The organism is Mucilaginibacter sp. 21P (genome assembly GCF_019331605.1).
GTDB classification, from domain to species: domain Bacteria; phylum Bacteroidota; class Bacteroidia; order Sphingobacteriales; family Sphingobacteriaceae; genus Mucilaginibacter; species Mucilaginibacter achroorhodeus.
Genome location: NZ_CP063061.1, coordinates 1098350 through 1123690 on the forward strand (window position 1 = coordinate 1098350; position 25341 = coordinate 1123690).

The 25341-nt window shown below is 43.3% G+C and carries 19 protein-coding genes; 12 read left to right on the forward strand and 7 right to left on the reverse strand.

Annotation, left to right across the window (positions count from 1 at the left end; all coding sequences use genetic code 11):
• The first annotated feature begins 21 nt into the window (after nucleotides 1-21).
• Nucleotides 22-1227, forward strand: coding sequence for a bifunctional 3,4-dihydroxy-2-butanone-4-phosphate synthase/GTP cyclohydrolase II (locus INP83_RS04810; RefSeq protein WP_186458679.1), 1206 nt, complete (start codon nucleotides 22-24; stop codon nucleotides 1225-1227).
• Here INP83_RS04810 and INP83_RS04815 read toward each other — a convergent pair whose 3' ends face one another.
• A complete protein-coding gene (locus INP83_RS04815) occupies nucleotides 1228-5796 on the reverse strand; it encodes a translocation/assembly module TamB domain-containing protein (RefSeq protein ID WP_219126504.1) in 4569 nt (1522 codons plus the stop codon).
• 105 nt (nucleotides 5797-5901) lie between these two features.
• Here INP83_RS04815 and tsaD point away from each other — a divergent pair, with 105 nt between their 5' ends.
• Nucleotides 5902-6903, forward strand: a complete 1002-nt coding sequence (gene tsaD / locus INP83_RS04820) for a tRNA (adenosine(37)-N6)-threonylcarbamoyltransferase complex transferase subunit TsaD (RefSeq protein ID WP_219126505.1) — start codon at nucleotides 5902-5904, stop codon at nucleotides 6901-6903.
• Between the two features lie 127 nt (nucleotides 6904-7030).
• Nucleotides 7031-7201: a hypothetical protein gene (locus INP83_RS04825; protein ID WP_219126506.1), complete on the forward strand. Its 171-nt coding sequence runs from the start codon at nucleotides 7031-7033 to the stop codon at nucleotides 7199-7201.
• A 114-nt stretch (nucleotides 7202-7315) separates the two neighbouring features.
• On the opposite strand, the gene INP83_RS04830 is transcribed toward INP83_RS04825, so the two are convergent.
• On the reverse strand, nucleotides 7316-8500 hold the full coding sequence (locus tag INP83_RS04830) for a heparan-alpha-glucosaminide N-acetyltransferase domain-containing protein (protein WP_219126507.1): 1185 nt from the start codon (nucleotides 8498-8500) through the stop codon (nucleotides 7316-7318).
• Between the two features lie 79 nt (nucleotides 8501-8579).
• Nucleotides 8580-9635 (reverse strand): 4-hydroxythreonine-4-phosphate dehydrogenase PdxA, encoded by a 1056-nt coding sequence (gene pdxA, locus INP83_RS04835; protein WP_219126508.1) that lies wholly within the window; start codon nucleotides 9633-9635, stop codon nucleotides 8580-8582.
• 183 nt (nucleotides 9636-9818) lie between these two features.
• On the opposite strand from pdxA, the gene rsmA reads away from it, so the two are divergent.
• Nucleotides 9819-10598, forward strand: coding sequence for a 16S rRNA (adenine(1518)-N(6)/adenine(1519)-N(6))-dimethyltransferase RsmA (gene rsmA, locus INP83_RS04840; RefSeq protein ID WP_219126509.1), 780 nt, complete (start codon nucleotides 9819-9821; stop codon nucleotides 10596-10598).
• On the opposite strand, the gene INP83_RS04845 is transcribed toward rsmA, so the two are convergent.
• Entirely contained in the window at nucleotides 10595-11176 is a 582-nt protein-coding gene (locus tag INP83_RS04845) for a hypothetical protein (protein WP_146269262.1), read from the reverse strand. The two genes, rsmA and INP83_RS04845, sit on opposite strands and share 4 nt — an antisense overlap.
• Before the next feature lie 96 nt (nucleotides 11177-11272).
• Here INP83_RS04845 and INP83_RS04850 point away from each other — a divergent pair, with 96 nt between their 5' ends.
• The 3 genes from INP83_RS04850 to INP83_RS04860 all read left to right on the forward strand — a co-directional run bounded on the left by INP83_RS04850 (nucleotide 11273) and on the right by INP83_RS04860 (nucleotide 13376).
• Nucleotides 11273-12205, forward strand: a complete 933-nt coding sequence (locus tag INP83_RS04850) for a 2-hydroxyacid dehydrogenase (RefSeq protein ID WP_219126510.1) — start codon at nucleotides 11273-11275, stop codon at nucleotides 12203-12205.
• Nucleotides 12206-12410: 205 nt separating this feature from the next.
• The gene (gene greA / locus INP83_RS04855; protein WP_219126511.1) at nucleotides 12411-12884 is read left to right on the forward strand and encodes a transcription elongation factor GreA; all 474 of its coding nucleotides are present in this window, start codon (nucleotides 12411-12413) and stop codon (nucleotides 12882-12884) included.
• A gap of 78 nt (nucleotides 12885-12962) precedes the next feature.
• Nucleotides 12963-13376, forward strand: coding sequence for an HIT family protein (locus INP83_RS04860; protein WP_219126512.1), 414 nt, complete (start codon nucleotides 12963-12965; stop codon nucleotides 13374-13376).
• Between the two features lie 90 nt (nucleotides 13377-13466).
• On the opposite strand, the gene INP83_RS04865 is transcribed toward INP83_RS04860, so the two are convergent.
• Both INP83_RS04865 and INP83_RS04870 read right to left on the reverse strand, forming a co-directional pair.
• Nucleotides 13467-14402 carry a hydrogen peroxide-inducible genes activator gene (locus INP83_RS04865; RefSeq protein ID WP_219126513.1) on the reverse strand — a complete coding sequence of 312 codons (936 nt, stop codon included), beginning with the start codon at nucleotides 14400-14402 and terminating at the stop codon, nucleotides 13467-13469.
• Nucleotides 14403-14706: 304 nt separating this feature from the next.
• Nucleotides 14707-16245, reverse strand: a complete 1539-nt coding sequence (locus tag INP83_RS04870) for a Do family serine endopeptidase (RefSeq protein WP_219126514.1) — start codon at nucleotides 16243-16245, stop codon at nucleotides 14707-14709.
• A 188-nt stretch (nucleotides 16246-16433) separates the two neighbouring features.
• On the opposite strand from INP83_RS04870, the gene dapF reads away from it, so the two are divergent.
• The 4 genes from dapF (at nucleotide 16434) to INP83_RS04890 (ending at nucleotide 21955) form a co-directional block, all read left to right on the forward strand.
• Nucleotides 16434-17219 (forward strand): diaminopimelate epimerase, encoded by a 786-nt coding sequence (dapF, locus tag INP83_RS04875; RefSeq protein ID WP_219126515.1) that lies wholly within the window; start codon nucleotides 16434-16436, stop codon nucleotides 17217-17219.
• Between the two features lie 43 nt (nucleotides 17220-17262).
• The gene (locus INP83_RS04880; RefSeq protein WP_219126516.1) at nucleotides 17263-17937 is read left to right on the forward strand and encodes an NAD-dependent epimerase/dehydratase family protein; all 675 of its coding nucleotides are present in this window, start codon (nucleotides 17263-17265) and stop codon (nucleotides 17935-17937) included.
• 298 nt (nucleotides 17938-18235) lie between these two features.
• Entirely contained in the window at nucleotides 18236-21130 is a 2895-nt protein-coding gene (locus INP83_RS04885) for a DEAD/DEAH box helicase (RefSeq protein ID WP_219126517.1), read from the forward strand.
• A gap of 255 nt (nucleotides 21131-21385) precedes the next feature.
• Nucleotides 21386-21955, forward strand: a complete 570-nt coding sequence (locus INP83_RS04890; RefSeq protein ID WP_219126518.1) for an RNA polymerase sigma factor — start codon at nucleotides 21386-21388, stop codon at nucleotides 21953-21955.
• A gap of 242 nt (nucleotides 21956-22197) precedes the next feature.
• On the opposite strand, the gene INP83_RS04895 is transcribed toward INP83_RS04890, so the two are convergent.
• The gene (locus tag INP83_RS04895; RefSeq protein WP_219126519.1) at nucleotides 22198-24486 is read right to left on the reverse strand and encodes a GH92 family glycosyl hydrolase; all 2289 of its coding nucleotides are present in this window, start codon (nucleotides 24484-24486) and stop codon (nucleotides 22198-22200) included.
• Nucleotides 24487-24683: 197 nt separating this feature from the next.
• Here INP83_RS04895 and INP83_RS04900 point away from each other — a divergent pair, with 197 nt between their 5' ends.
• A complete protein-coding gene (locus tag INP83_RS04900; RefSeq protein WP_146269251.1) occupies nucleotides 24684-25262 on the forward strand; it encodes a LemA family protein in 579 nt (192 codons plus the stop codon).
• Nucleotides 25263-25341: the final 79 nt, after the last annotated feature.

The following is a 25341-nucleotide window of genomic DNA, read 5'->3' on the forward strand; positions in this document are numbered from 1 at the left end:
GCTGCATTTAATATTGATACAATGCTTAACACCATACCTGAAGCTATTGAGGCTATTAAAGCCGGTAAAACTATAATTGTTGTTGATGACGAAGACCGCGAGAACGAAGGCGACTTTTTAACCGCGGCGCGTAACGCAACACCAGAGACCATCAACTTTATGGTTAAACATGGCCGAGGCCTTGTTTGTGCACCTATTACCAAAGACCGCGCTCGTGAGCTTGACCTGGAGCCAATGGTTAGCAATAACACTACATCGCACGAAACTAACTTTACCGTTTCTGTTGACCTGCTGGGCCATGGCTGTACAACAGGTATTTCAGCGTCTGACCGCTCTAAGACCACCTTGGCACTTATTGATCCGGCAACAAAGCCATCAGACCTTGGCCGCCCCGGGCATATCTTTCCGTTGATAGCTAAAGATGGCGGTGTATTGCGTAGATCAGGCCATACCGAGGCCGCTATTGACCTTGCTGTTTTGGCCGGTATGGAGCCTGCAGGCGTTATCTGCGAGATAATGCGCGAGGATGGTGAAATGGCCCGCCTGCCAGAGTTGCTTGAAATGGCGAAAGAACTTGATCTCAAAATAGTATCGATCAAAGATCTCATCGCATACCGCTTAAATACCGAATCGATGGTACATAAGGAAGTATCTGTAAAGATGCCTACCGAGTGGGGCGACTTTGATATGGTTGCTTATACCCAAATTGATACAGGTGAAAACCATTTGGCCCTTATTAAAGGTGAATGGGAGCCCGGCGAACCAATAATGGTGCGCGTACACAGCTCATGCGTCACCGGCGATATCTTTGGCTCATGCCGTTGCGATTGCGGCCCTCAGCTGCATAAGGCAATGGAAATGATCAGCAAAGAGGGTAAGGGCGTTATCGTGTATATGAACCAGGAGGGCCGGGGTATCGGGCTTGTCAATAAATTAAAAGCTTACCATTTGCAGGAGAATGGCCTGGATACTGTTGAAGCCAACATCAAATTGGGCTTTAAAATGGATCAGCGCGATTACGGCATCGGTGCGCAAATTTTACGCAGCCTGGGCATATCAAAAATGCGCCTGCTTACCAATAACCCTAAGAAACGCGCAGGCTTAATTGGTTACGGACTTGAAGTTATCGAGAACATCCCAATTGAGATAGCTGCCAATCCACATAACGAAGCTTACCTGCGTACCAAGCGTGATAAAATGGACCACGCTATCATGCGCGATCATTAATTATTGATCATCATTACCGTCGCTGTCTTCGCCGCTGTTATCATCTGATGGTTTGGTGGTAGGCGTTGGCGTGTCAATTGTAGTTTTTGGTATTGGTGACGGTGTAACCGGTTGCCTGTTGCGGCGGCTCTGCCTGAATATATTTCGGAAGAACTCTCCAAACGTATCAAAATCGCGCTGGTAAATTAAACCTACGCCGTTTACATATTGCGGTAAAAGCTGATCGTTAAGGGTATTAAGCGTGGTGTTGTTTAGCGCTCGGTAAGAATATTTTGCACGCAGGTTACCATCTTTGCGTATCAGGTATTGTATCTCAAAGTCTTTTGTTAACTGCCTGAAATCGGTATTAAAGAAACTTTGCCTTGCATTGAAAAGATCGTTAGAGCCCGAAGTTGAATAAAGGTTACCGTTTAACAACACCCTATCGTTCCACAGCCTGAAGGTTGCACTCGCATCTGTTAACGAACGGATGTTTAAGTCAAAATTTTTGATGTTTGATTGGGAGATAAAGCTGTTGAGTTTATTAAACGCAAACTCGCTTACCGCTTGTTGCGCAGTACCCACTACCTGGTCGCTCAGGTTACTGCCCGTACCCGATGCAAAGCTGCGGCGTACAATAACGCTTAGCGCCTGCTGGCTGCGGTTGGCATTATCAGACAGGTAAGTGGCAAGGTCATCCTTTATCGATGGGTCTACAGGGAAGGTAAAGTCAAAGTCGATATTTGGCTGCAAGAGCGTTTTGGTCAATATTAACTCCGCCTGTACCAATACCTGTTTGTTACCGTAAGGCGGTGTTAAACCAGCCGCAGAATAAAGCGGACCAATTGCAGTACGCACCTCATAAATGGCCCTTAGGTTGATCTCCGCGTTTGATGGATTACCCGTCCAGTGGATGGTACCCCCCTGGTTTACCGTAAAGTTTTTGCTGATGAAATCCTTGGCTGTAAATTCAAACTTACCGGTTGTTATCAGGAAGTCGCCAAACATCTCAAAGTCGCCAAGGCTGTTGATGTTCAGTTTGAGGTTACGCGCCTGGCCTGATCCTTCTAACACGCCATAATCTGTTGAAATACGTACTACTGTGCTTTCATCAACGGTAAGGTCAAAGTTCAGTGTCACGCCATTGAAAGGGTTCACCTTTTCCACATTTTTCTGCAACGTATCGTTATGATTAACGTAGCGGATAAAATCGTACTGACTGGCCGTCATGGATGTATTGAGCGGAATGTTAAATACCGTACCCGCCTGCGTACTGGCCTTAATATCGATCTTCATGTTATCGATAGGCCCTGTGAACTTGAAAGTGCCGCTGCCGAATGCAGTACCATAATACAAGTGGTTATCCTTAAAAGTGGTGTTTAATGCCTGCAGGTTATTTGCCTCCAAAGTAACATCAAGCGTAGGGTTTGATATGTTGTTCAGGTCAACTTTACCGTTTACCTCTCCTTTGCCACCACGGGTATCTTTAAGCACCAGCTTGTCGATGGTTATCAAACTGTTGCTAACAGTTACTTTATCATTAATAATGTAAGGCGTTTTTAAATAGTTAACCGTAAGGCCGGTGTTGTTGAACCTTATATCTCCGTTAAGTTGCGGCTTAGATGGCGCCCCCGTCATTTTTACATCGGCAGAGAGCGTCCCTTTAATATCCGTAACCAGGTTTTTGATGAACGGCTCAAAAATGATGGCCTCGGTATGGTCCATGTTGATATCAAAATCAAGCTGGTCTTCTGCACCTTTCTGGCCAATCAGGTAGGCGCCATCAATATTCATGGTTTTTTTGCCGCCATTTGTGATGTCGAGTTTCACGTTGGCGCGACTATTAGCATTGTCCAGATCAGATGCGATCTTCACATCACCCACCAATGTCTTATTCATCGTAAGCGAATCAATACCCAACTTGGCGTCTACACCGGGCTGTTTGGTTAACCAGCTTAGCAGCACATCGCCGTTAAGTGCGCCCTTTAACAACACGCCCGATGGTTTTGTAAGCTGGTTTAGTGTAGCCATGCTAAACTGCTCAAAGGTTACCTTCAGCTTATCTGCAGGGTTATCAGATATGAAACCGTTTATCAAAACTTTTTGCGGGCCGTTTGAGAGCTCAAAGTTCTCTACCTTGGTTTTGCCGTCAAGCAGGCGTATGCGCACTTGTTCCTGTATCTTCCAGTTCTGGCGTTCCAGTATCACATCAGAAGGCAGCAGCTTCAGCTTGGCGGTGGTGTCGCGCCCAAACTCAACCAAGCCGTAAAGGTCTAACTGGTTGGTAGCATTTTTATCAGAAAGCTTAACGTTGAAATTAAGGCTGTCTTTTTTAAGGAAGTTTGTTACCGTAATGTTCTTGATGTAAAGGCTGTCTGTAAGATCTATCCTGTTTAACGAAAGGTTGAGGCCAAGGAAATCATCCGTTGTACTTTCATCAATAATAAAATCATGGAAAACTATTTTGCCGAGTTTGATGGTTTTGATGTAACCGTTAAGCGTGGCTGTTTTATCATTAGAGTTAAACTTACCCACAAATGAGCCCTGGTCTGGTATTTTCAGGCTCGGCATAAACATGGCCGTAACCGGGTCCATGTTTTTTAGGTTAAGCGTAAAATCAAAGTTTTGCGGCTTAGGCGGCGTTATATCCGTTTTTAATGATGGGATATATTTTTTTGCGATGGTTTTATAGTACGATGGAAGCGTTGCCAAGTCATAACTTCCTTTAATGCTGCCATCAGCCACGTCAGATCTTAACGAGATAACACGCTCTGCACCCTTCCCGGTCGCCGAAAGGTTTACGGTATCGATCACGTAACTATTGCGTGGATCGTCCATTCTTATCTTGGTAAGCAGAATGCTGCCGTCAAGATTATCCAGGTTATTGCCCGAGAAATTAGTATTAAGACTGGTGGTGAAAGTAATGGTGTCTTTTAATAGCTTAAGCTGGTGCAGGCGGGCATTGGTTACATTGCCAGCAATATTGTAAACAGGCAGCTTAGGGTTTAGGTTGATGTTACCGGTGAGGTCAAACTTAATGTTACGGTCGTTTATACTTACCTTACCGTTTGCTACTTTATTTCTGAACGTACCGCTTGTTACCAGGTTGTTGTAGGTGTAACCTTTAAATTGCAAATAGGCAACTTTAGCATCGCCGCGTATGTTAAGATTTTTAATGGCATCGCCGCTACCTATGATGTTACCCGTAAATGAGGTACGGCCAAGGGTTTTATCATCTAACAAGGCGCCGGCATCAAAATTGGTAGCCATTAGTTTTCCGCTGTAGCTTGGTATGCCGGCCTTGCTAATTTTAAGATTAATGTCAGGGTCTAAGCGGCCAAGTTTGGTTTTAAATGTTCCAAACGCTACAAAATCATTCTGCAAACCGGTAAACCTGCCGGTAAAGTTCACATTGCCAAACTTGCCTACAATATCCGGCACTTTGGCTGTAGGCTTACCTGTAAAGTGACTGTACAAGTAATCAAGGTCTTTCTTGTTGGTGGCAATCTGGTCAAAACGTAATTGCAGGAAAGTATTCTCCCAATCTGGCAGGCCGGTAAGATGAAAATCGCCTTTTATAAAGGTAGCCTGTGCGGCGGTGACAGTTAAACCGGTTGCCCTGATGTTATTTACCAGGCCACGCACGCGGCCATCAACGCCTAACTCAAATGTGGTATTCACTTTTGCCAGGGCATCAGTAAAATAGCTGATATCCTTTGATGACAGGTGCGATGAGTGAAATTCGGCATCCATATTCACCTTGTTCTCAAAATCCTCCATATCGGTAAACGATTTAAACCGCATCCTGAAATAGTTTTTCAGGTTTGAATTTGGCGTTTGGATAAAAAGGTTTTGCAACAATATCAGGTTGGTATCTATAGTAGCATTGGCGTTAAAGTTTTTAACATAAAAACCACTTTTCTCCTTCAACGTCATGCCGGTTACACGTGCCTTAAATAAGTGATTTATAAGGTCCATGTTATGGATGGTAGTGCTAAAGTGGTTTACGTCGACATCGTTAAAATTCACCCCTTTTACGAACTCGTTACGGAGGTAATTTTTGTATCTGAAATGAAAATTGTAAACAGCTATTTTATCGAAATTAAGCGTCCAGGGCTGGCTTTTTTTCTTGGTTGTATCGCCTGAGTTAAAGTAATCGATAATAAACTTTAGATTGGTGGTGCTGTCCTTTAGTTTTTTTAAATAAAACGAACCATTATCAAGCTGTATCGATTCAAAGTGCAGCTTTTTTCGTTTAATGCTGTTGAAGATCGAAAAACCCTTTAACTCAACTGAAAGCTTCGGCGTGCTCAATAAAGTATCGCGCTGTTTATCCAGAATGTACAAACCCTCTAATACAACCGAAGAAAAGGGCTTAATATAAAGGCTCTTTATATCAACGGTAGTGTTAAGCTCTTTTGAAAGGTACTTTGTTGCTTTTTTTGCCGCCCACGTTTGCACCGGCTTATACTGGAAAGAGATAAGCACAATGCTGACAAGCAGCAGGATGATGAGCACAATGCTTAACGCTATTTTGAGTACTTTTTTAATAACTTTGCGCTTAATTAAAAATTCAAAAGTAAAATTCAAAAAAGCCTTAACTGTTTTACTTTTTGAATTTATTTATCACTCTGTTCAAAAGCCACCAGCCAATTTTTTTTTGACTTTTAACTTTTGACTTTTAACTTGATAACAGTGCCTGCAATTTTAGCCATAGAATCCTCTTGCGATGAAACCTCAGCTTCGGTTTGTGTTGATGGTGCAATACTAAGTAATGTTATTGCAAATCAGACCATTCACGAAGCTTATGGAGGTGTAGTCCCCGAGCTTGCCTCAAGGGTACATCAGCAAAATATAGTTCCTGCGGTGCAGCAAGCGTTATTTAACGCAAAAGTAAGCAAAAATGATATTGATGCAGTAGCTTTTACTCGCGGACCGGGTCTTTTAGGTTCGCTTTTGGTTGGCGTATCGTTTGCCAAGGCCTTTGCACTTGCAAGGCAGATACCGCTAATAGAGGTAAATCATATGCAGGCCCACATCCTGGCGCATTTTATTGCCGAGAAAAAGCCATCTTTCCCTTTCATTTGTTTAACCGTATCCGGCGGCCATACCCAAATAGTTTTGGTGAAAGACTATTTTGATATGGAGGTAATAGGCCAAACGCTTGATGATGCTGCCGGTGAAGCTATGGACAAAACAAGTAAAATACTCGGGTTGCCTTATCCGGGCGGGCCGCTTATTGATAAAAATGCGCGCAGCGGAAATCCGGATGCCTACAAGTTCCCGGAGCCGCAGATACCTGGATTTGATTTTAGCTTTAGCGGACTGAAGACTTCTATCCTGTATTTTATCAGGGATAACGTAGCCGCAAACCCGAATTTCATACGGGAGAACATGAACGATATTTGTGCCTCTGTTGAAAGACGAATAGCTACCATACTGATCAATAAACTAAAAAAAGCAGCCGATGAATATGGTATAAAGGATGTAGCTTTAGCGGGCGGTGTATCGGCAAACACCGGCTTGCGTAACCTGCTTACCGAAACCGGTGAGAAGAACGGATGGAACGTTTTTATACCTAAGTTTGAATATTGTACCGATAACGCAGCCATGATTGCTATTGCCGGTTACCATAAATATTTAAAAGGCGAATTTATTGGGCAGGATGTTGCCCCGCTGGCAAGGATGCCATTTTAACTTAATGACTGAATTATTGAAGGAGTGATTTGGTGAATAGCCTCTATTCGTTTCTTCATTTACTTAATCACAATTCGATAATTCACTAATTCAATAACTCACTCATTCACTCATTCACTCATTATACATGAACGCACCATCTCTAATTTTCTGGATCATATTTGTAGTGCCGCTGGTTGCCTTTTTAATATGGGTAATGCGCCAGGACAAACGCAAAGGCAAGGCCGGCCTGGTAGTTTTAATTATCACAGTGGTGGTTTGCATTGCCTACATGTACTGGAAAACCGGTGGTAAATAATTTTTTTGCCTGAAAAGAAGCTTGGATAAGTCCTGACAAGATCCTGTCAGCGTTCACGGTGTTCACGAGTGTTCACCGGCGTTCATGCCGTGAACGTGAACACTTGCATTTACTTTATATTTTCAGCCTTACATTTATTTTCTGCAGCAGCCCTGTGAGCCATACTATCACAAAGGAGAACAGTAGGCAGCGTATTAGCCCACCTGTACCCTGGTCGAGATATTGCGGATAACCAAGGTCTGTCATCTGGTATAATGGGTAAAACAGATAGGGCAGCAGGTATGCCGTAAAAGTACTGGTACCGGCAGGTTCTATTATTTTAAACCAATGGTACTTGTGCCTGAAATCTACAATGTAAATGAAGATGGCGTATACTACCAGGCTTATCCCGGTGCATATCAACACCCAAGATGGGGTGTCCCGAGCCTTTGAAATACCGCCACTAAAATAGCGTACAATAAAGCCCAGGTTAAAGAGGATAATTGCCATCATGATCATGGCTCCCCACAACATTTTTATCTCCTTGTTTTTGTTAAGGCGCATGTATAGTACTGATACAAACACGCCGGCCATGGTAAAGGCCTGCATGGCGCCGTTCCCGGCTATCCACATATACTTTTGAATGCCGCTCAAAAAATCAAGCATGCCAAAGTGGAAATCGATATTGAAGAACATAAAGAAAAGCCATGCCGCAGCCTGTATCCACAGGTAGCCATTACTGTAGTAGTAGATAAGCCCGCATACCAGGTACGACCAGCCTATCAACCCCAATATTCCCCACCAGGTAAGATGCAGCCAGGGATGTGCGGGATCGGTACTGCGGTAGATGATACACATGGCTATGAGCAAGGCCCAGCCAAACCCCTGAAACATGAATCTCCGTATTTTGGAAGTGGTTTTGTTATAATCTAAAAAAATGAAAAAGAAACTGAATGTAGCCAGGCTGTCCCAAACAGGCTTGGGCAGGATGGTAGCACTTTCATTATAAGTTTCGCTATTGGCATGGAAAAAGCCGATGAATATCAAAGCCAATGAACGGGTGATAATGCGATAGGGTACGTGCGCTTCCTGGTTATGCAGGCGTTTTGCAAAGGCATACGGAATGGATAACCCTACAATAAACAGGAAGGCAGGAAAAATGGTATCGGCAAGTCCTAAAGCGTCTTCGCTTATCGCAGCATGTTTAAGCCATTCTGGGGTATTGGGCACTCCGTCAAGATCGTTAACAAAGATCATCAGGAACATGGTAACCGCACGAAACGCATCAATAGACCTGATGCGGTTTATTAAATTACTCATTAAACAGGCAAATGTATTTCAGAGATAAATGTTTTAAATAAACGATAACAAATTTAAAACAGTATCTGCTTAGGTACTATTAATCCCGGTCGCGGCTTAGTTTACTAAACAACAGTGGGTTTTCATTTAGCTCGGCAGTTTCGCGCCTATGCTTAATTATATGTAAAGCTGTAAATAAAGCCTCACGGAATGATACTTCTGATGCCAGGTTCTTGCCGGCGATATCATAAGCCGTCCCATGATCCGGCGAGGTGCGTACAAAACTTAAACCAGCGGTGTAATTAACGCCGGTTTCAAAAGCTATCTGCTTAAATGGTATCAAGCCCTGGTCGTGATACATAGCTAACACAGCATCAAATTGCAAATAGGTTCCATTGGCAAAAAAGCCGTCGGCAGAGTAGGGGCCAAAGGCCAGTACATCATGGGTACGCGCTTCTTCAATAGCAGGGATGATGATCTCTTGTTCTTCAGAACCTATCAGGCCGTTGTCGCCGGCGTGAGGGTTAAGGCCCAAAACGGCAATTTTCGGCTTACGGATCCAGAAATCATTTTTTAAGCTTGTGTTCATCAACTGCAGTTTCTTTACAATTTTATCTGCAGTAATAGTTTGTGCAATTTTAGCAACTGGTATATGGCCGGTAACTACGCCAACACGTAACGAGTCGCTTACCAAAAACATCAGCGATTCATCTTTGCTGTCGCGATGCTGTAAATATTCCGTATGGCCGGCAAACGCAAAATCTTCGTTCTGGATGTTGTCCTTATTTATTGGGGCGGTAACCAGGCCATCGATGTGGCCGCTTAACAGATCATCAGTAGCGCGTTGTAAAGAAGCAAATGCATATTTTCCGCCTTCGGCTGTGGATTGTCCCATATCAATACGCACATCCTCTTCCCAACAATTGATCATGTTGGGTTTACGATTATGCGCTTCCTGGGCATTATCAACTACAGTAAAATTAAAGTCGTTAAGATGGGTGGCTTTGCGGTGAAACGATGCAACTTTGGTATGACCGTAAACTACCGGTGTGCAGTAATCATAAATACGTGAGTCGGACAGGGTTTTGATGATGATCTCAAGCCCGATGCCGTTTATATCTCCTATGCTGATGCCAATTTTAGGTTTGTCGCTCATTTTTGTATCGTCCCGTTTACTTCTCCAAAGTTATGCGGCAGGTTAGGCCGATGTTTGAGAAATGCTATTTGCTTTGGTTTTTAGGTCCTTAGCTTTTGCTTAAAGTGCAAATTAAAAGATTTTCAAGTTATTATTCCTGATAAAAGCACAATATGCCGTAATTTGTATGATTAATTTAGGCAAATGAGCTTAGTACGGGCAAAAAAACATCTTGGGCAGCACTTCTTAACCGATAAAAATATCGCTTCAAAAATTGTTGAGAGCTTACGGCCAGATAACGGTTACAAGCAGGTGCTTGAGGTTGGCCCAGGCATGGGCATTCTGTCCGACTTCCTCCTGCAAAAACCGGATTACGAAGTTTTCCTGATCGATATCGACACCGAGTCATATAATTTCTTACAAAAAAAATACCCGCAATTGGGCAGCAAGCTTATCAATGCCGATTTCCTTGAACTTGATTTTAAAGCATCATTTGATGAAAAAACGGCGGTAATAGGAAATTTTCCCTATAACATCTCTTCGCAGATACTTTTCAAGATATTGGATAACCGCGACCAGGTAATTGAGGTTGTGGGCATGTTCCAGAAAGAAGTTGCCGAACGTTGTAACGCCAAAGCAGGCAGTAAGGAATATGGCATCCTGAGCGTTTTTCTGCAGGCTTATTATAAGGTAGAGTACCTGTTCACCGTAAAAGCAGGTGTATTTAATCCACCGCCTAAAGTATTATCTGCCGTAATTCGATTAACGCGAAATCAAACCGCTGCCTTAAATTGCGATGAAAAGCTTTTCTGGCAGGTGGTAAAGGCCGGCTTCAACCAGCGTCGGAAAACATTGCGTAATGCATTGTCATCACTCATCAATAAAGAAAAGCTGGCCGACAATACAACGCTTGATCTTCGGGCGGAGCGGTTAACGGTGGATGATTTTGTGAAGTTGACCAACGAGATAGCGGCAAATCGCTAATCTATCTTGATGATCATCTTCGGATCAGGATACTGCTCTTTTACTTTATTGGCCATACGCTTTACAAACAGATAGTTGGCTGTACCACCAATGGCTGCACCAATAACAGGCACCAGGCGTTCTGCTGTGCGTACACCAAAGGCAAGCAATATTTTCTCGGCCACGTTTTCCATCATTGTTTTGCTTACGGCTACGCCTGTTTCAATCTTGAATGAAGTAGCAACTAAAGACATAAATTCGTCAAACCCTATTTTATAGCTGCCGCGATTAGCGTACATCACGGCCATGGTAACCCTGAATTGCTGGGTTATCAGGTTTACAAAATCGATCGGCATTCCTATCAGCATCGTAAAAAAACCGCCGGTACCTGCAACCGCACCCGATCCTGCTGCCATTAAGGCACATTGATTGATAAATTTATCAAGCCCCATCGTATCTACGCCTCTTTTAACGCTCAGCTGGTCAATACGGTCAAATATGCTTCTGAAACCGCCTTCAGATAGCTTTTCTGAGAAGTGTTTAATTTGCTTGCGGGTATTTTTAAAAGGTATAATGCTCATGGTGAGCAATATTGCCATTTACGTGCCAGTTTTTAGCTTTACACCAGTCATCTCTAAAGCGGTAGCAGGTAAGTTTGTAAGCACTTTTGTACTTTTACCGCAAAACATAAAGCTTTGAAAAATCACATCCTTATTGTAGACGATCTGCACCCCGCTTTTATGGAGCAGGCGCGGGCCCTGGGCTATACCATAGATTACCGGCCTGACATGAAACTTGAAGGTGCCGCTGAGATCATCAATAATTACGATGGGTTGGTTATCAGATCTAAGTTTCAGGTGGATAAAGCATTTTTAGACCTGGCTACTAACCTGCGCTTTATTTGCCGGGCGGGTGCGGGTATGGATAATATTGATGAAGACTACGCCATTTCTAAAGGCCTTATCCTGATCAATGCACCCGAGGGCAACCGCGATGCTGTTGGTGAGCACGCAATGGGTATGTTGCTATCATTAATGAATAACTTTAACCGCGCTGATGCCGAGGTAAGGGATGGCAAATGGCTGCGCGAAGAAAATCGCGGCTATGAACTTAAAGGCCGTACAGTTGGTATCATCGGCTATGGCAATATGGGGCAGGCTTTTGCTAAACGCCTGTCGGGCTTTGATGTTGAGGTAATTGCCTTTGATAAGTACAAGACCGGCTTTAGCGACAGGTATGCACGTGAGGTTAGCATGGAACAGATTGTAAAGCACAGCGATGTGCTAAGCCTGCACGTACCACTTACGCGCGAAACCAACGGAATGGTTGATGACGAGTATTTTTTCCACTTCAGGAAACCGATATTCTTTTTAAATCTTGCCCGGGGTAAGGTAGTTAAAACGCAGGCAGTGCTTAATGCCATAAAACAGGGCAAAGTGCTTGGTGCGGGGTTGGATGTGCTTGAAGTAGAGAAATTTCCTGCATTAGCCGAGCAGCCATGGTTTGATGAATTGCGCGCAAATGGTAAGCTACTGCTTAGCCCCCATGTTGGCGGATGGACCTTTGAAAGCTACCGAAAGATAAGCGAAGTAATGGCGCAGAAGTTAGGCGAGATAGGCTTAGCCTGATCGGCAGAAACAGAAATTTCGGCCTAAATAATTTGGATTGTAAAATTTAAAAACGTTATCTTCGTTTTAATACCAAACAAGATCATGGAGACGCTGTCCCGTGGTCTTGTTTGTTTTTATGGCCGAGCGCTCTTCTATCCGGAAAGTAGAGGGGCGGTTTTTTTTGGCCCGAAACGAACATTTATAGACTTAATTATACTGTTTTATGGCAGATGTTTCATACTATACCAAAGAGGGTTTAGAAAATTTAAAAGAAGAATTACAGCAATTAAAAACTACCGGTCGTGCTAACATAGCTAAGGCTATTGCCGAAGCGCGTGATAAAGGCGACTTATCTGAGAATGCCGAGTACGATGCTGCCAAAGAAGCACAAGGCTTGCACGAAACTAAAATTGCAAAGCTTGAAGAAACGTTATCAAACGCACGTTTGTTAGACGAGTCGAAACTGGATACTTCTAAGGTGTTGGCGCTTTCTATTGTTAAGATAAAAAATATTAAGAATGGCGCTACCATGAGCTACCAGTTGGTATCAGAAAGCGAAGCTGATCTTAAAGCCGGTAAAATTTCGGTAACGTCTCCAATCGCGAAGGGTTTATTAGGTAAATCTGTAGGCGAAAAAACGGAGATCCAGGTGCCTGCCGGTAAAATGGAATTTGAGATACTGGAGATCTCAAGATAATTATTGAATTACAGAATTATTGGATTATTGATTAACCTAAATCAGTAATTCAATAATTCAATAAATCAGCCACTCATCATGTCTACCATCTTTTCAAAAATTATTGCAGGCGAAATTCCGGCGCATAAGGTTGCCGAAACAAATGAGTTTTTAGCCTTTTTAGATATCAGCCCGTTAGCAGAAGGGCATGTGCTTGTTATCCCCAAAAAAGAAGTCGATTATATTTTTGATATAGATGACGAGACCTATTTGGGCTTGCAAATGTTCGCCAAAATTGTGGCCAAGGGCATAAAGAAAGCAATTCCATGCAAAAAAGTAGGTGTTGCTGTTATAGGCCTCGAGGTACCTCATGCACATATACATTTGATACCGATGAACCGCGTGGATGATATGAACTTTGCGCGCCCAAAATTATCACCAACCCAAGAGGAGCTTGCTGCAACGGCAGAGAAAATTACAGAAGCGCTGAAGGAAGTAACGCATCGCGATTAAAGGTTTCGTTATTAGGATTGCGTGAGGTGCCTACCAGTGATTCTGAGATAAATTCAGGATGACGGATGTGGTGAAACTCATGTCCCGGAATTATATTTCCACAATTTCCTTCTTCTTTTTAGTGCGAAGACGTTTAGGTACAAACTCCAATATCTCATTCTTAAGGGCCTCGATCATCCGCCGCTTTAAGTAGTTGCGGTGCATTACAATACTTACTTCGCGGGCAGGCTCGGGACTTTTGAAATAGCGTACGCGGTCGCGTTGTTTGTCGGTCATCTCGGCAAGTGCAAGCTCCGGTAAAATGGTGGCGCCGTTGTTCATGTCAACCATCCGCTTAAGCGTTTCTACGCTGCCGGTGTTATATTCAAAATGCTGAAAGCCCTTTGTAGCTTTGCGGCGCTGGCAAATATTTAATACCTGCTCGCGCATGCAGTGGCCCTCGTTCAGTACCCATATTTCCTCCATGTCAATATCGTCAGGAGTGATGGTTTTCTTTTTGAACAGCTTGCTGCTTTTTGATGCATAGGCAACAAAGTTTTCATAAAATACGGGTATCTCTGTAAGCGTGCTTTCGTTAAGCGGAGTTGATAGCAGCCCACAATCAAGCGTTCCCAATTTTAACTGCTGGATGATCTGTTCCGTGGTTTGCTCCCAAACAATGAGTTTCACCTGCGGATATTTTTCAATAAAGCTGTTTAAAATTTTAGGCAGGATGTAAGGTGAAATGGTGGGGATAATGCCAACCTTTAACTCGCCCGAGAGTTCTTTTTGCCTGTCGGTAACTATTTCTTTTATCTTCTCGCTTTCGGCGATCAGTACGCGAGCCTGTGCTATAATTTCTTCGCCTATTTCGGTAGGTATAACGGGCTGTTTGCTACGGTCGAATATTTTTACGCCCAGTGTATCCTCAAGCTTTTGCACCTGCATGCTCAGCGTGGGCTGCGTTACATAGCATTTATTGGCTGCAGCAACAAAACTACGGTAGGTATCAACGGCAACTATGTATTCAAGCTGTGTTATGGTCATATCAACAGGTTCTATACAAATATAGAAACAGCATTGATTTTTTCTATCAGATTTAAACAAAAAGCCGCTTGGCGCGGCTTTACATTATTTCTTCTTTTTTCCTTTTGCTTTAATGCAATTTGGTACTTGTCTGCCTTTTTTCTTCTTCATGCCTGCCATCTTATATCCGGCCCAGCATGGTCCTTTTTTACCTTTTGCTGCCATAGTTGTATGTTTTAGTTAAACACTTAATGCAACTACCGTTCCATAAAATACCAAAGCCCGACTTTGCAGGTCGGGCTTTGGTATTTCAAAATTATGCGGATTATTGAACCTGGAACATGTTATTAAAGCTACCGCCATCTGGATAGTAACCGCTGATCACCAATCTGTCGTTTTTAAGGTTGGTGATCGCCTTGTCAATATCATCTATGCTATTGATCGGCTGCCTGTTAATTGATGTGATGATAGAACCCACAGGGATCTCGGTATCATCAAACATACCACCACGGCGCACTTGGGTAACTAACACACCAGAATTAACACGAAACTTAGCTTTTTGCTGAGCATTCAACGGTTGGAAGCTTGCGCCCAGTTTGTTGAACAATTCTGCAGCTGATTTAGATACTGCAGCAGTTTTGTTTGCAGGCGCATCTGCTTTAAGCGTTACAGTAAAGTTTTTCTCGGCACCGTTGCGTAACACAGTAAGGTTGATTTTATCGCCAGGCTGTAAGCGTGCAACACGCTCTTGCAGGTCTGATGATTCGTAAACAGTATTACCTTCAACCTTGGTGATAATATCACCCTGTTTAATACCGGCTTGCTCTGCACCACCACCGGCTACCAAGCTGTTAACATATAAACCGTTTGTTTTATCGCTGTTAACTTGTTTCGCAGCATCCGGATCGCTCAGATCAGCGAAGCCAATACCTACGTAACCACGTTTAACTGAACCGTATTTTTTAATATCATTCAACACCTTTTTAGCCAGGTTAATAGGGATAGCAAAACCATAACCCTCGTATGAACCGGTATGTGATGCAATAGCGGCATTTATACCGATGAGTTCGCCATTTGTGTTTACCAACGCACCACCGCTGTTGCCAGGATTAATGGCAGCATCAGTTTGAATGAACGACTCAATGCCTTTTTTTAGCGTAGGCGTTTCTTGCTGGCGTACCGGATACGGACTGTCTTCATCATCCTCGCGGCCAATAATACCAATACTGCGGCCTTTAGCGCTCACAATACCGGCTGTAACGGTTGAGGTTAATTTGAATGGATTACCAACAGCCAACACCCATTCGCCAACTTTAACTGCATCAGAGTTGCCCAGTTTTACAATAGGCATGTTAGTGGCGTTAATTTTAATTAAGGCAAGGTCGGTATTAGGGTCGGTACCAATTACTTTGGCCTCAAAGCTTCGGTGATCGTTAGTTACGATCTGTATTTTCTCAGCTTTAGCCACCACATGGTTGTTGGTAACAATGTAACCATCAGGCGAGATGATCACACCGGAACCAGATGCCATTTGCGGGCCTTGCGGGCGCATACGGCCGCCGCCAAACATTTGCCCAAACATTTGCTCAAAAGGATCACCGCTGCCACCATCAGATGATTTGCTTGCGTATGTGGTACGGATGTACACAACTGCCGGCGTAGCTTCAGAAGCCGCCTGTGTAAAATCAGGCAGGCCTGCAGATGATACCATCGTACTTTTTTCAGGATTGCTCGCAAAATAAACTTTTTGCTTATCCTCAATACTCATGTTTTGGTCGTACTTATTCTCAACAAACTTATACGCCCCCAAAGCAAGAGCCCCGCCTGCAAAGGCAGTTAATAATGTTAAACCAAACTTTCTCATATTATTATTCACTTTCTTAAATACTACGTTCTGTGACCTTACAGGTTCAAATTTAATACCATATAGACGAATTTATGAACAATAAGGTATGTGTAATAATGTTAAATATTGTTAAATACACATAAACTCTCTGCTATATTTGTTTGTGGTTAATTTTTCAAATCAATATCTATCATTTAAGCTTAACAGTGAAATTAAATTTTTTTAAATACCAGGGTGCAGGCAATGATTTTGTGCTGATCGACAATCGTGATAATGGTGTGCAAAATATTGATAAAGAGCAAGTTGCATTACTGTGCGACAGGCGTTTCGGTATTGGTGGTGATGGGTTGATGCTACTGGAGAACGAGCCTGGCTTCGACTTTAAAATGGTTTACTATAATGCCGATGGAAACGAGGGTAGTATGTGTGGTAACGGTGGCCGTTGCATTGTAGCTTTTGCGAAGCATTTGGGTGTTATTACAGACACGACAAAATTTCTTGCTACGGATGGGGTGCATCATGCCAAAATTTCAGATAACGGCGAATGGGTCAGCCTGCAAATGATAGATGTTGACGAGATAAATAAAGACGGAGAAGCATTTGTATTGAATACCGGCTCACCGCATTATGTAAAAACAGCTGCAGATCTTGCTGTTAAGGATGTTTACAACGAAGGGCGTGCTATCCGCAATAATACCACGTACAAACAAGACGGCATCAACGTAAATTTTGTTGAGCCTGAAGGTGATGGCTTTTTCGTGCGCACATTTGAGCGGGGCGTAGAAAACGAAACCTACGCCTGCGGAACCGGCGTAACCGCTGTTGCGCTGGCAATGGCCAAAAAGAATGGTCGATTTGGTACTATCAACACACCTATAAGAGTGTTGGGCGGAAACATTAATATACGCTTCGATCACGACGGCGAGCGATTCAGCAATATATTTTTAGAGGGTCCCGCCAAGTTGGTTTTTGAGGGAGAGATAGAAATTTAATTTTCTTTAAAATCTTTTTGTTTCCCGGTCGTCTTGCTGGTATATGCCAGATACAGTAAAATTAAGCGTGATACTAACAGGAGCCACCGGGCTTGTGGGTGAAGGGGTTTTGTTAGAGTGCCTTGCCCATCCATCAGTAGAAAAGGTTTTGATGGTGAACCGTAAGCACTTTGATCTGCAGCATCCCAAACTGCAGGAACTGATAGTGCCTGATTTTATGGATCTCCACGAAGTGGAAGATATCCTGAAAGGTTACAACACCTGCCTGTTCTGTGCCGGAATTAGTTCCAACGGACTGAACGAGCAGCAGTATAGCCACATCACTTACGATATCACCATGAACTTTGCTGAAGCCCTGCTTAGCGAAAATCCCGACATGGTGTTCAATTTCGTATCAGGCGCACATACCGATAGTACGGAGAAAGGCCGCATGATGTGGGCCCGTGTAAAAGGCAAAACGGAGAACGCCCTGCTTAAGCTCCCATTTAAAAGTGTTTATACCTTTCGCCCGGGCTTTATGAAACCTACAGACGGGCAGAAAAATGTGAAAGGTTACTACAAGATCATTTCTTCGCTATACCCGTTACTCAAATTTCTTTTCCCAAGCGCAGTACTTACTATGAAAGATGTAAGCAAAGCCATGATCAATGCTGCCATCCGCGGGTATTATAAACATGTGTTAGAGGTAAAGGACATAAAAACGCTGGCGGCGTTGTAGCTTAAATAAACCTGTCATTCTGAGCGATAGGGAAAATCTGATTGTGTAGCTGTTCTTTTCAATAATAGATGCTTCACACACGTTCAGCACGACAGCTATTATGTTATATGGTGATGAACCCAACGCGTACATCCGCTAAACGATTATGAGTTACTGCCATTCCTAACAAGGCATTGATTATACCATCGAAACGTTGTTAACAATTTTTCGCTTAAAAATTTTTGAGTGCAGATTTTTTAATTTACGTTTGAATTTTTTCTTGTCGTAGCTTCCATTAATTTTTTACCGGAAAAACTGAATGCTACGCGTAGACAGCACAAAGCCCTGCCAGATTATTTATGCCATTGCCCGGCACGATTACCTTTCTTATGTGATCGAGCCGCATGTGGTGCAGCTAAACCCAAACGGCGAGTTTTCGTTTACGCATCAACGCCTTTTCTCAAATACCGCCGAAGAATTTGCTTCATGCATTGACGATACCGACCGCAAGCTGATAAAAATACTGGAGGATATTGAGCAAGGCAACATCATTAAAAGATTCCATAAAAAGCCAATACGCCCGTTTGAGTTCTTCGGAAAAATATTCAACGATCAGCTTTTTGATATCATTCGGCCCAAAATAGAGAAGAAGATCGTAGAGGCGCTAAGCTTGTTAGGGAATAAGGAGATCTACCTGATGAGTAAAGAAGGCTATCCTGCCGGGCGCAAGCTGCATATAGCTGCCGAACCTGCTTCGGTGCTGTTCCATTTTAGGCGCAGCGATGATGAGATACGCTACTTCCCAACCATAAAGTACCAGGGCATGCGCATCGAATTTATGTTTAAGGATGCCGAGATCATCTGTAACCACCCGGCATGGATGCTGCTGGATGATACCCTTTATTACTTCGACAAGGATATTGAAGGGAAAAAGTTACAGCCGTTTTTAAATAAACGATACATCTCCATCCCAAAATCATCAGAACATTCCTACTTCGAAAAATTTGTTGCGCCGCTGATTGAAAAGCACAATGTTTATGCGGAAGGTTTTACTATCAATACCGAAAAATACGATGCTATTGCTTGTGTAAAGCCTATTTATGTAGAAGGTGGTACCTCGCAATTGCAGTTGTACTTTAAATATGCAGGCTATATTTTCCCTTATGGGGATGGCAGGCATGTGTCCGTAAGAATGGAAAAGACCGGCGATGACTATCTTTTTCATCGGATCAAACGCTCAGTAACATGGGAGAAAGGTAAGTTACAACTGCTGGAGAACATGGGTCTGCAAACAACCTCTTCGTTATTCCAGAACCTGGAGGTGGCTTCAAACGACGAGGAGTCTGATCGGTCTTTCCCGATCTTTGAATGGCTCAACCAACACCATGATGAACTAATTGAGAAGGGTTTTGAAATAGAGCAGCCCGATGGTCAAAAGCGTTACGTTTTTGGTAATACTAAAATTGACCTGGAGGTAAGCGAAAATAACGATTGGTTTGATATTAATGCCGTAGTGTTTTTTGGGCCGTATCGCATTCCGTTCATTCAATTAAAAAATCATATCCTTAATCGCAAAAAAGAATTTTTGTTGCCAAGTGGCGAGATAGCCGTGATCCCCGAGAGTTGGTTTGCGCAGTTTGGTAATTTGCTGCATTTTAGCGAGGGGGGTGAAGAATTAAAACTGCGACGCCACCACTTGGGGTTGATCAATGATATTTCGGGTGGCGAAATGGCGGAAGTGGCCATGAACCGCAAGCTTCAAAAGCTTACTGATTTTGAAGAGACCGAAGACGTACCAATGCCGGTAAACTTTGCCGGCAGCCTGCGCCCTTACCAAAAAGCGGGGTATAACTGGTTCCATTTTTTAAAGAATTTTCATTTTGGCGGATGCCTGGCCGATGATATGGGTTTGGGTAAAACCATACAGACCCTTGCGCTGCTGCAAAAACATAAAGAAGATACCGAGGCGGAAGGTGGAAAAAGTACATCGCTTATTATAATGCCTACTTCGCTTATTTACAATTGGCTTAACGAAGCTAAGAAGTTTGCACCACAGCTGCGTATCATGGTGCACACGGGCGCTTTCAGATATAAATCGGCAGAGGTGTTTGCCAATTACGATCTGGTGATAACTACCTACGGTATTAGCCGGATAGACATTGAAATGTTTAAGGCCTACTTTTTTGAGTATGTGATATTGGATGAAAGCCAGAATATCAAAAATGCCTCGTCAAAATCTTTCCAGGCGGTTAGGCAGTTAAAATCGCGCTTTAAGCTGATACTGAGCGGGACACCGGTAGAGAACACGGTGAACGACCTTTGGACACAGATGTCATTCATTAATCCCGGTTTGTTGGGCTCTCAACAGTTTTTCCAGAACGAATTTGTAACGCCGATAGAAAAAAAGAAGGACGAGGAGAAAGCCCGCAAGTTGCAGGCTATCATCAAACCATTTGTACTTCGCCGTACAAAAGAGCAGGTAGCTACCGAACTGCCGCCGAAAACCGAGAACCTGTTCTATTGCCAGATGAGTGAAGAGCAGGCCAGTGTATACGACAAAGTAAAATCAGAGTACCGTAACGAATTATTGCGCAGCCTTGAGGATGGTACTTTTGCAAAAACGCAGATACAGGTATTGCAGGGACTGATCAAACTTCGGCAGATAGCCAACCACCCCTCCATGATAGATGCGGAATATGAAGGCGACAGCGGTAAGTTTGAGAACGTAACCCACACCCTTGCCAATGTGCTGGATGGTGGGCATAAGGTGCTTATATTCTCCCAGTTTGTAAAACAGTTAACCATTTACCGCGAGTATTTTGAGCGTGAGGGTATACCATATGTGTACCTTGATGGGGGCACGCAAAACCGCGGCGATGTTGTGCAAAAATTTCAGCAGGATAAGAAAACGCAGATCTTTCTCATCTCTATCAAAGCTGGTGGGGTGGGCCTCAACCTTACAGAAGCCGACTACGTGTTTATCCTGGATCCATGGTGGAACCCCGCCGTGGAGCAGCAAGCTATTGACCGTACACACCGCATAGGCCAAACCAAAAACGTATTTATCTATAAATTTATCACCAAAGATACCGTGGAAGAAAAGATTCTTGCCCTGCAACAACGCAAACTCAGCGTGGCGCGCTCGTTGATCACCACCGAGGAAAGCTTTATCAAATCGCTTTCGGCAGATGATATTAAGGAGATATTGGGATAAGCCGGATCATAATCCCTTTTTGTTTTAGTAATAAGTTAGTTATTCGCTATTAGGCTATTTCGCGAGATATGCCTGATTGTTGAATTAGGGTGCCTTTTATAAAATCATTAACTCGCATTTGAGTGCTACAACCGTACGACAACTGTTCGATAACGAACGGTTTTATAATCGATTTAATTTATAAATATTTGATTGTCAGTTAATTGTAAAATCGGTTGAGTTTTGGCATATGTGGTATCAATAAACATTACCACCATGACAACTTCAGTTGACAACCGCTTACAAACACTTTGGGAAGGATGCTTAAGCAACGATCGTAAGCAACAAGAAATGCTTTACAAGTTATTAGCACCCCGAATGCTTGCCGTTTGTATGCGTTATGCCCAGGATAAAGACGAAGCGCAGGATATCTTACAAGAAGGCTTTATCAAGATGTTTAAAAACATGGGTAATTACCGTGGCGAAGGTAGCTTAGAAGGGTGGATCCGCCGCATCATGGTGCATAGTGCAATCTCTCGTTATCGTAAAGCCAAAAGCGTAATGCTGGTTGATGATTTTTCAGAGCAAAACATACCTGTTAGTGTTAGCGATAATGGCAATAACCTGGAGACCAACGAGCTGATGAACATGGTACAGGAGCTGCCGGATACTTATCGTTCTGTATTTAACCTATACGCCATTGAAGGTTACTCTCACCAGGAGATTGGCAGCAAACTGGGCATGACAGAGCTTTTATCACGCACCACGCTTTACCGTGCACGCACTATTCTTAAAGAAAAACTAATGAAATTATCCCTTAGAGAACGTCACTGTTTGGCAGGGTAATGCTTCATTCAGCCCGCTCCAAAGGAGAGGGATTAAAAAGTACGACCGACCTACGCCTCACATCGGCAAATAATTTATTGATCTTGAATATGCCATAGCTGTCAAAAGGTCAATAAATCAAAAAAGGTGAGCAACTTTCGCCGCCCACCTTTCATGTTATCGTTTTGATATTCTTCAATCAAAATTCAGTGTTCGATATTCATCGATCTTCATCGAACACGTAACCGCCAACCACTCATCTCTTACTTGTGCTTACTGCTCATGTAAAACACCATGTCGCCGCCGGCCATTATCTGGTCGTGGGTAATGTTTAGGCCGTTAAGCGGTTTACCGTTGAGGGTTATCTTTTGCACGTAAACATTTTTATCACCCTGGTTTTTAACCGTGATGTTGAAGGTTTTGCCGTTGCCAACCTGTACCACTGCGCTGTTTACCGATGGGCTGCCGATAGCATAATCAACAGAACCCGGTGCCATTGGGTAGAAACCGATAGAGCTGAAAATGTACCATGCGCTCATTTGGCCGGTATCATCGTTACCACCCAAACCATCCGGAGTTGGTTTGTACATGCGTGGTAATATCATTCGGATACGCTCCTGGGTTTTCCATGGTTTATCCGTCCAGTTATAGAAGTATGCAACATGGTGTGATGGTTCGTTGCCATGCACATAGTTACCGATGATACCGTCGCGGGTAATGTCTTCTGTTTCTGCAAAGTATTTATCCGGCAGGTTCATGGTAAATAACGAATCCAGGTAGCGCACAAAGCGTTGGTTGCCACCCATCAGTTTGATCAACCCCTTCGGATCTTGCGGAGCAAATAAGGTGTAGTTCCATGAGTTACCCTCTATGAAACCCTCGTTTATGGTACTCAACGGGTCAAACTTAGCCCGGAAGGTACCATCAGCCTTTTTAGGACGCATGAAACCAACGGTTGGGTCGTAAACATTCTTGTAGTTTTCAGAACGTTTGATGAACTCATTATAAATATCGGTCTTGCCTAATTTTTTGGCCATTTGCGCGATAGCCCAATCATCATAAGCATACTCCAGCGTGTTTGATACCGATGTGCCGCTTCTTTCATCGGGTACATAACCTTTATCTATATATTCACCAATGCCTTCGTAACTGCGTTTGCGAGCGGTGGCTACGCAAGCCTCTAAAGCTTTGTTGGCATCAAACGGAGCATTACCCTTTACCACAGCATCTGCCAAAACAGCTACACTGTGATAACCGCTCATACACCAGTTTTCGTTAGCAGAGTTGCTCCAAACCGGAAGCATGCCTTCCGGACTTTGGTCAAAATGCACCAGCATAGATCTTACCATATCCGCATTGCGTTGTGGCTGTATAATGTTAAACAGCGGGTGTAAAGCGCGGTAGGTATCCCACAAAGAGAATGTGGTATAGTTGGTAAAGCCGTCAGCTTTGTGCACATTTTGATCGAGCCCTTTATACTGGCCATCCACATCCATGTAAACGGTGGGGTTGATCATGGTATGGTACATAGAAGTGTAGAAGTTTTGCTTCTTCTCTGTATTACCGGTAATGGTTATCTTCTCCAGTTCTTTCTCCCACTGTGCCTGTCCGTCGTTTTTTACTTTATCAAAATCCCAACCGGGTATCTCAGCCTGCATGTTAGCCAACGCACCGTCCATGCTAACCGGTGATAAGGCAAATTTGATTTTGATCTTCTCACCTTCTTCGGTTTTAAAATCGAAGTAGGCACGGATCTGCTTGCCGGCTATCTCCGGGAAGTTTTTGCTTTGATTGAACTTGCCCCAGAAACCACCATAAACTTCGCGCTGGTCATATTTTTTAAAACCATGCTGGATGAACGGTTTAGAGAACTTCATGGCAAAGTACAGGTTGCGTGTACGCGCCCAGCCATTTGTTGACCGGTAACCAATTACGGTGCTATCATTTATCAGTCTGACGTAAGTCCATACGTTTTTGCCGGGATAGTTGTAGATACCCGCCATCAGATCAAGTATGATATGCGCTTTGTCAGATTTAGGGAAAGTATATTGATGAAAGCCTACGCGCGTGCTGGTGGTCATTTCAGCCGTGATATTTGATGCATCCAACTTTACTTTGTAGTAGTTAGCTGCACTAACCTCGTTGGCATGTGAAAAAGCCGAACGGTAACCACTGCCCGGTTTATCGGCCAGGCCGGGATTTAGTTTTAGCTCACCTGTTGTAGGCATGATCAGGAAATCGCCAAGATCAGAGTGGCCTGTACCGCTAAAATGTGTATGACTAAAGCCTACAATGGTTTTATCTTCATACTGATATCCTGCGCAATATTCGTAAACCTTGGGGTTGTACTTGCCGTTAAGGTCATAACTTGCAGTATCTGTCTCAGGGCTTAGTTGCACCATCCCGAAAGGTACTGTAGCACCGGGATAGGTATGGCCCATGCGTTGGGTGCCGATAATAGGCTTTACATATTGTACCAGGTTTTCGTGTGCTTTTTGGGCAGAGGCCTGCATGCCCCAGCAAAGTAGCAGAGCGCCAAATAATTTTCTCATTTATTGTTTGGTATGTCGTTAAAACAGTTCAATAGAAAGAGCAAATATAAAATCGATAGGTTGGTAATTGATATTTAATTAAATTTAAACAGCCAATTATTGCCATTATGGCGTAAATGTTACAGAATGTAACATCGGTATGCGATTTGTATCTAAATTGAAAAACACATAATACCCAAAACTAAAACACACACAACATGAAAAACTGGATCATTGCCATCGTAATTTTGGTAGTAATTGCCATGATAGGCGGTTGCAGCTACAACGGCATGGTAAAAAGCGACGAGGAAGTTAAAGGCAAATGGGGGCAGGTAGAAACACAATATCAACGCCGCAGCGACCTTATCCCTAACCTGGTATCAACTGTAAAAGGTGAAGCTAATTTTGAGAAAAGTACTATTACAGCTGTAACTGAGGCGCGCGCAAAAGCAACCTCAATACAAGTAGACCCAACAAAGCTTACTCCTGAAGCTATACAGCAATATCAACAAGCACAAGGCCAATTAAGTACCGCTTTAGGCCGTTTATTAGTAGCTTCAGAAAACTATCCCAACTTAAAAGCTAACGAGGCTTTCAGGAATTTACAGGTACAATTAGAAGGAACGGAAAACCGTATCTCTGTTGCCCGCCGGGATTTTAATGATGCTGTGCAAGCATACAACAGCAAAGTACGTGCGTTCCCTACCAACATAATGGCAGGTATATTTGGTTTCCCTGCAAAAGGGTATTTCCAGGCCGAGGCAGGTTCAGATAAAGCGCCTAAGGTACAGTTCTAATTAATGGTTTAAGGATCGAATGGGTGAGTGATAGAATTGAATTTACTCATTCGATCTCTTATATTCACTCATTCAGTCC

Coding starts and splice junctions, on each gene's coding strand:
- INP83_RS04885 (WP_219126517.1), top strand. CDS start 18,236: ATGCTACGCGTAGACAGCACAAAGCCCTGCCAGATTATTTATGCCATT.
- rsmA (WP_219126509.1), top strand. CDS start 9,819: ATGAGCTTAGTACGGGCAAAAAAACATCTTGGGCAGCACTTCTTAACC.
- INP83_RS04845 (WP_146269262.1), bottom strand. CDS start 11,176: ATGGCAATATTGCTCACCATGAGCATTATACCTTTTAAAAATACCCGC.
- INP83_RS04865 (WP_219126513.1), bottom strand. CDS start 14,402: ATGACCATAACACAGCTTGAATACATAGTTGCCGTTGATACCTACCGT.
- INP83_RS04860 (WP_219126512.1), top strand. CDS start 12,963: ATGTCTACCATCTTTTCAAAAATTATTGCAGGCGAAATTCCGGCGCAT.
- INP83_RS04895 (WP_219126519.1), bottom strand. CDS start 24,486: ATGAGAAAATTATTTGGCGCTCTGCTACTTTGCTGGGGCATGCAGGCC.
- pdxA (WP_219126508.1), bottom strand. CDS start 9,635: ATGAGCGACAAACCTAAAATTGGCATCAGCATAGGAGATATAAACGGC.
- INP83_RS04830 (WP_219126507.1), bottom strand. CDS start 8,500: ATGAGTAATTTAATAAACCGCATCAGGTCTATTGATGCGTTTCGTGCG.
- INP83_RS04810 (WP_186458679.1), top strand. CDS start 22: ATGCTTAACACCATACCTGAAGCTATTGAGGCTATTAAAGCCGGTAAA.
- greA (WP_219126511.1), top strand. CDS start 12,411: ATGGCAGATGTTTCATACTATACCAAAGAGGGTTTAGAAAATTTAAAA.
- INP83_RS04890 (WP_219126518.1), top strand. CDS start 21,386: ATGACAACTTCAGTTGACAACCGCTTACAAACACTTTGGGAAGGATGC.
- INP83_RS04870 (WP_219126514.1), bottom strand. CDS start 16,245: ATGAGAAAGTTTGGTTTAACATTATTAACTGCCTTTGCAGGCGGGGCT.
- INP83_RS04825 (WP_219126506.1), top strand. CDS start 7,031: ATGAACGCACCATCTCTAATTTTCTGGATCATATTTGTAGTGCCGCTG.
- INP83_RS04900 (WP_146269251.1), top strand. CDS start 24,684: ATGAAAAACTGGATCATTGCCATCGTAATTTTGGTAGTAATTGCCATG.
- INP83_RS04880 (WP_219126516.1), top strand. CDS start 17,263: ATGCCAGATACAGTAAAATTAAGCGTGATACTAACAGGAGCCACCGGG.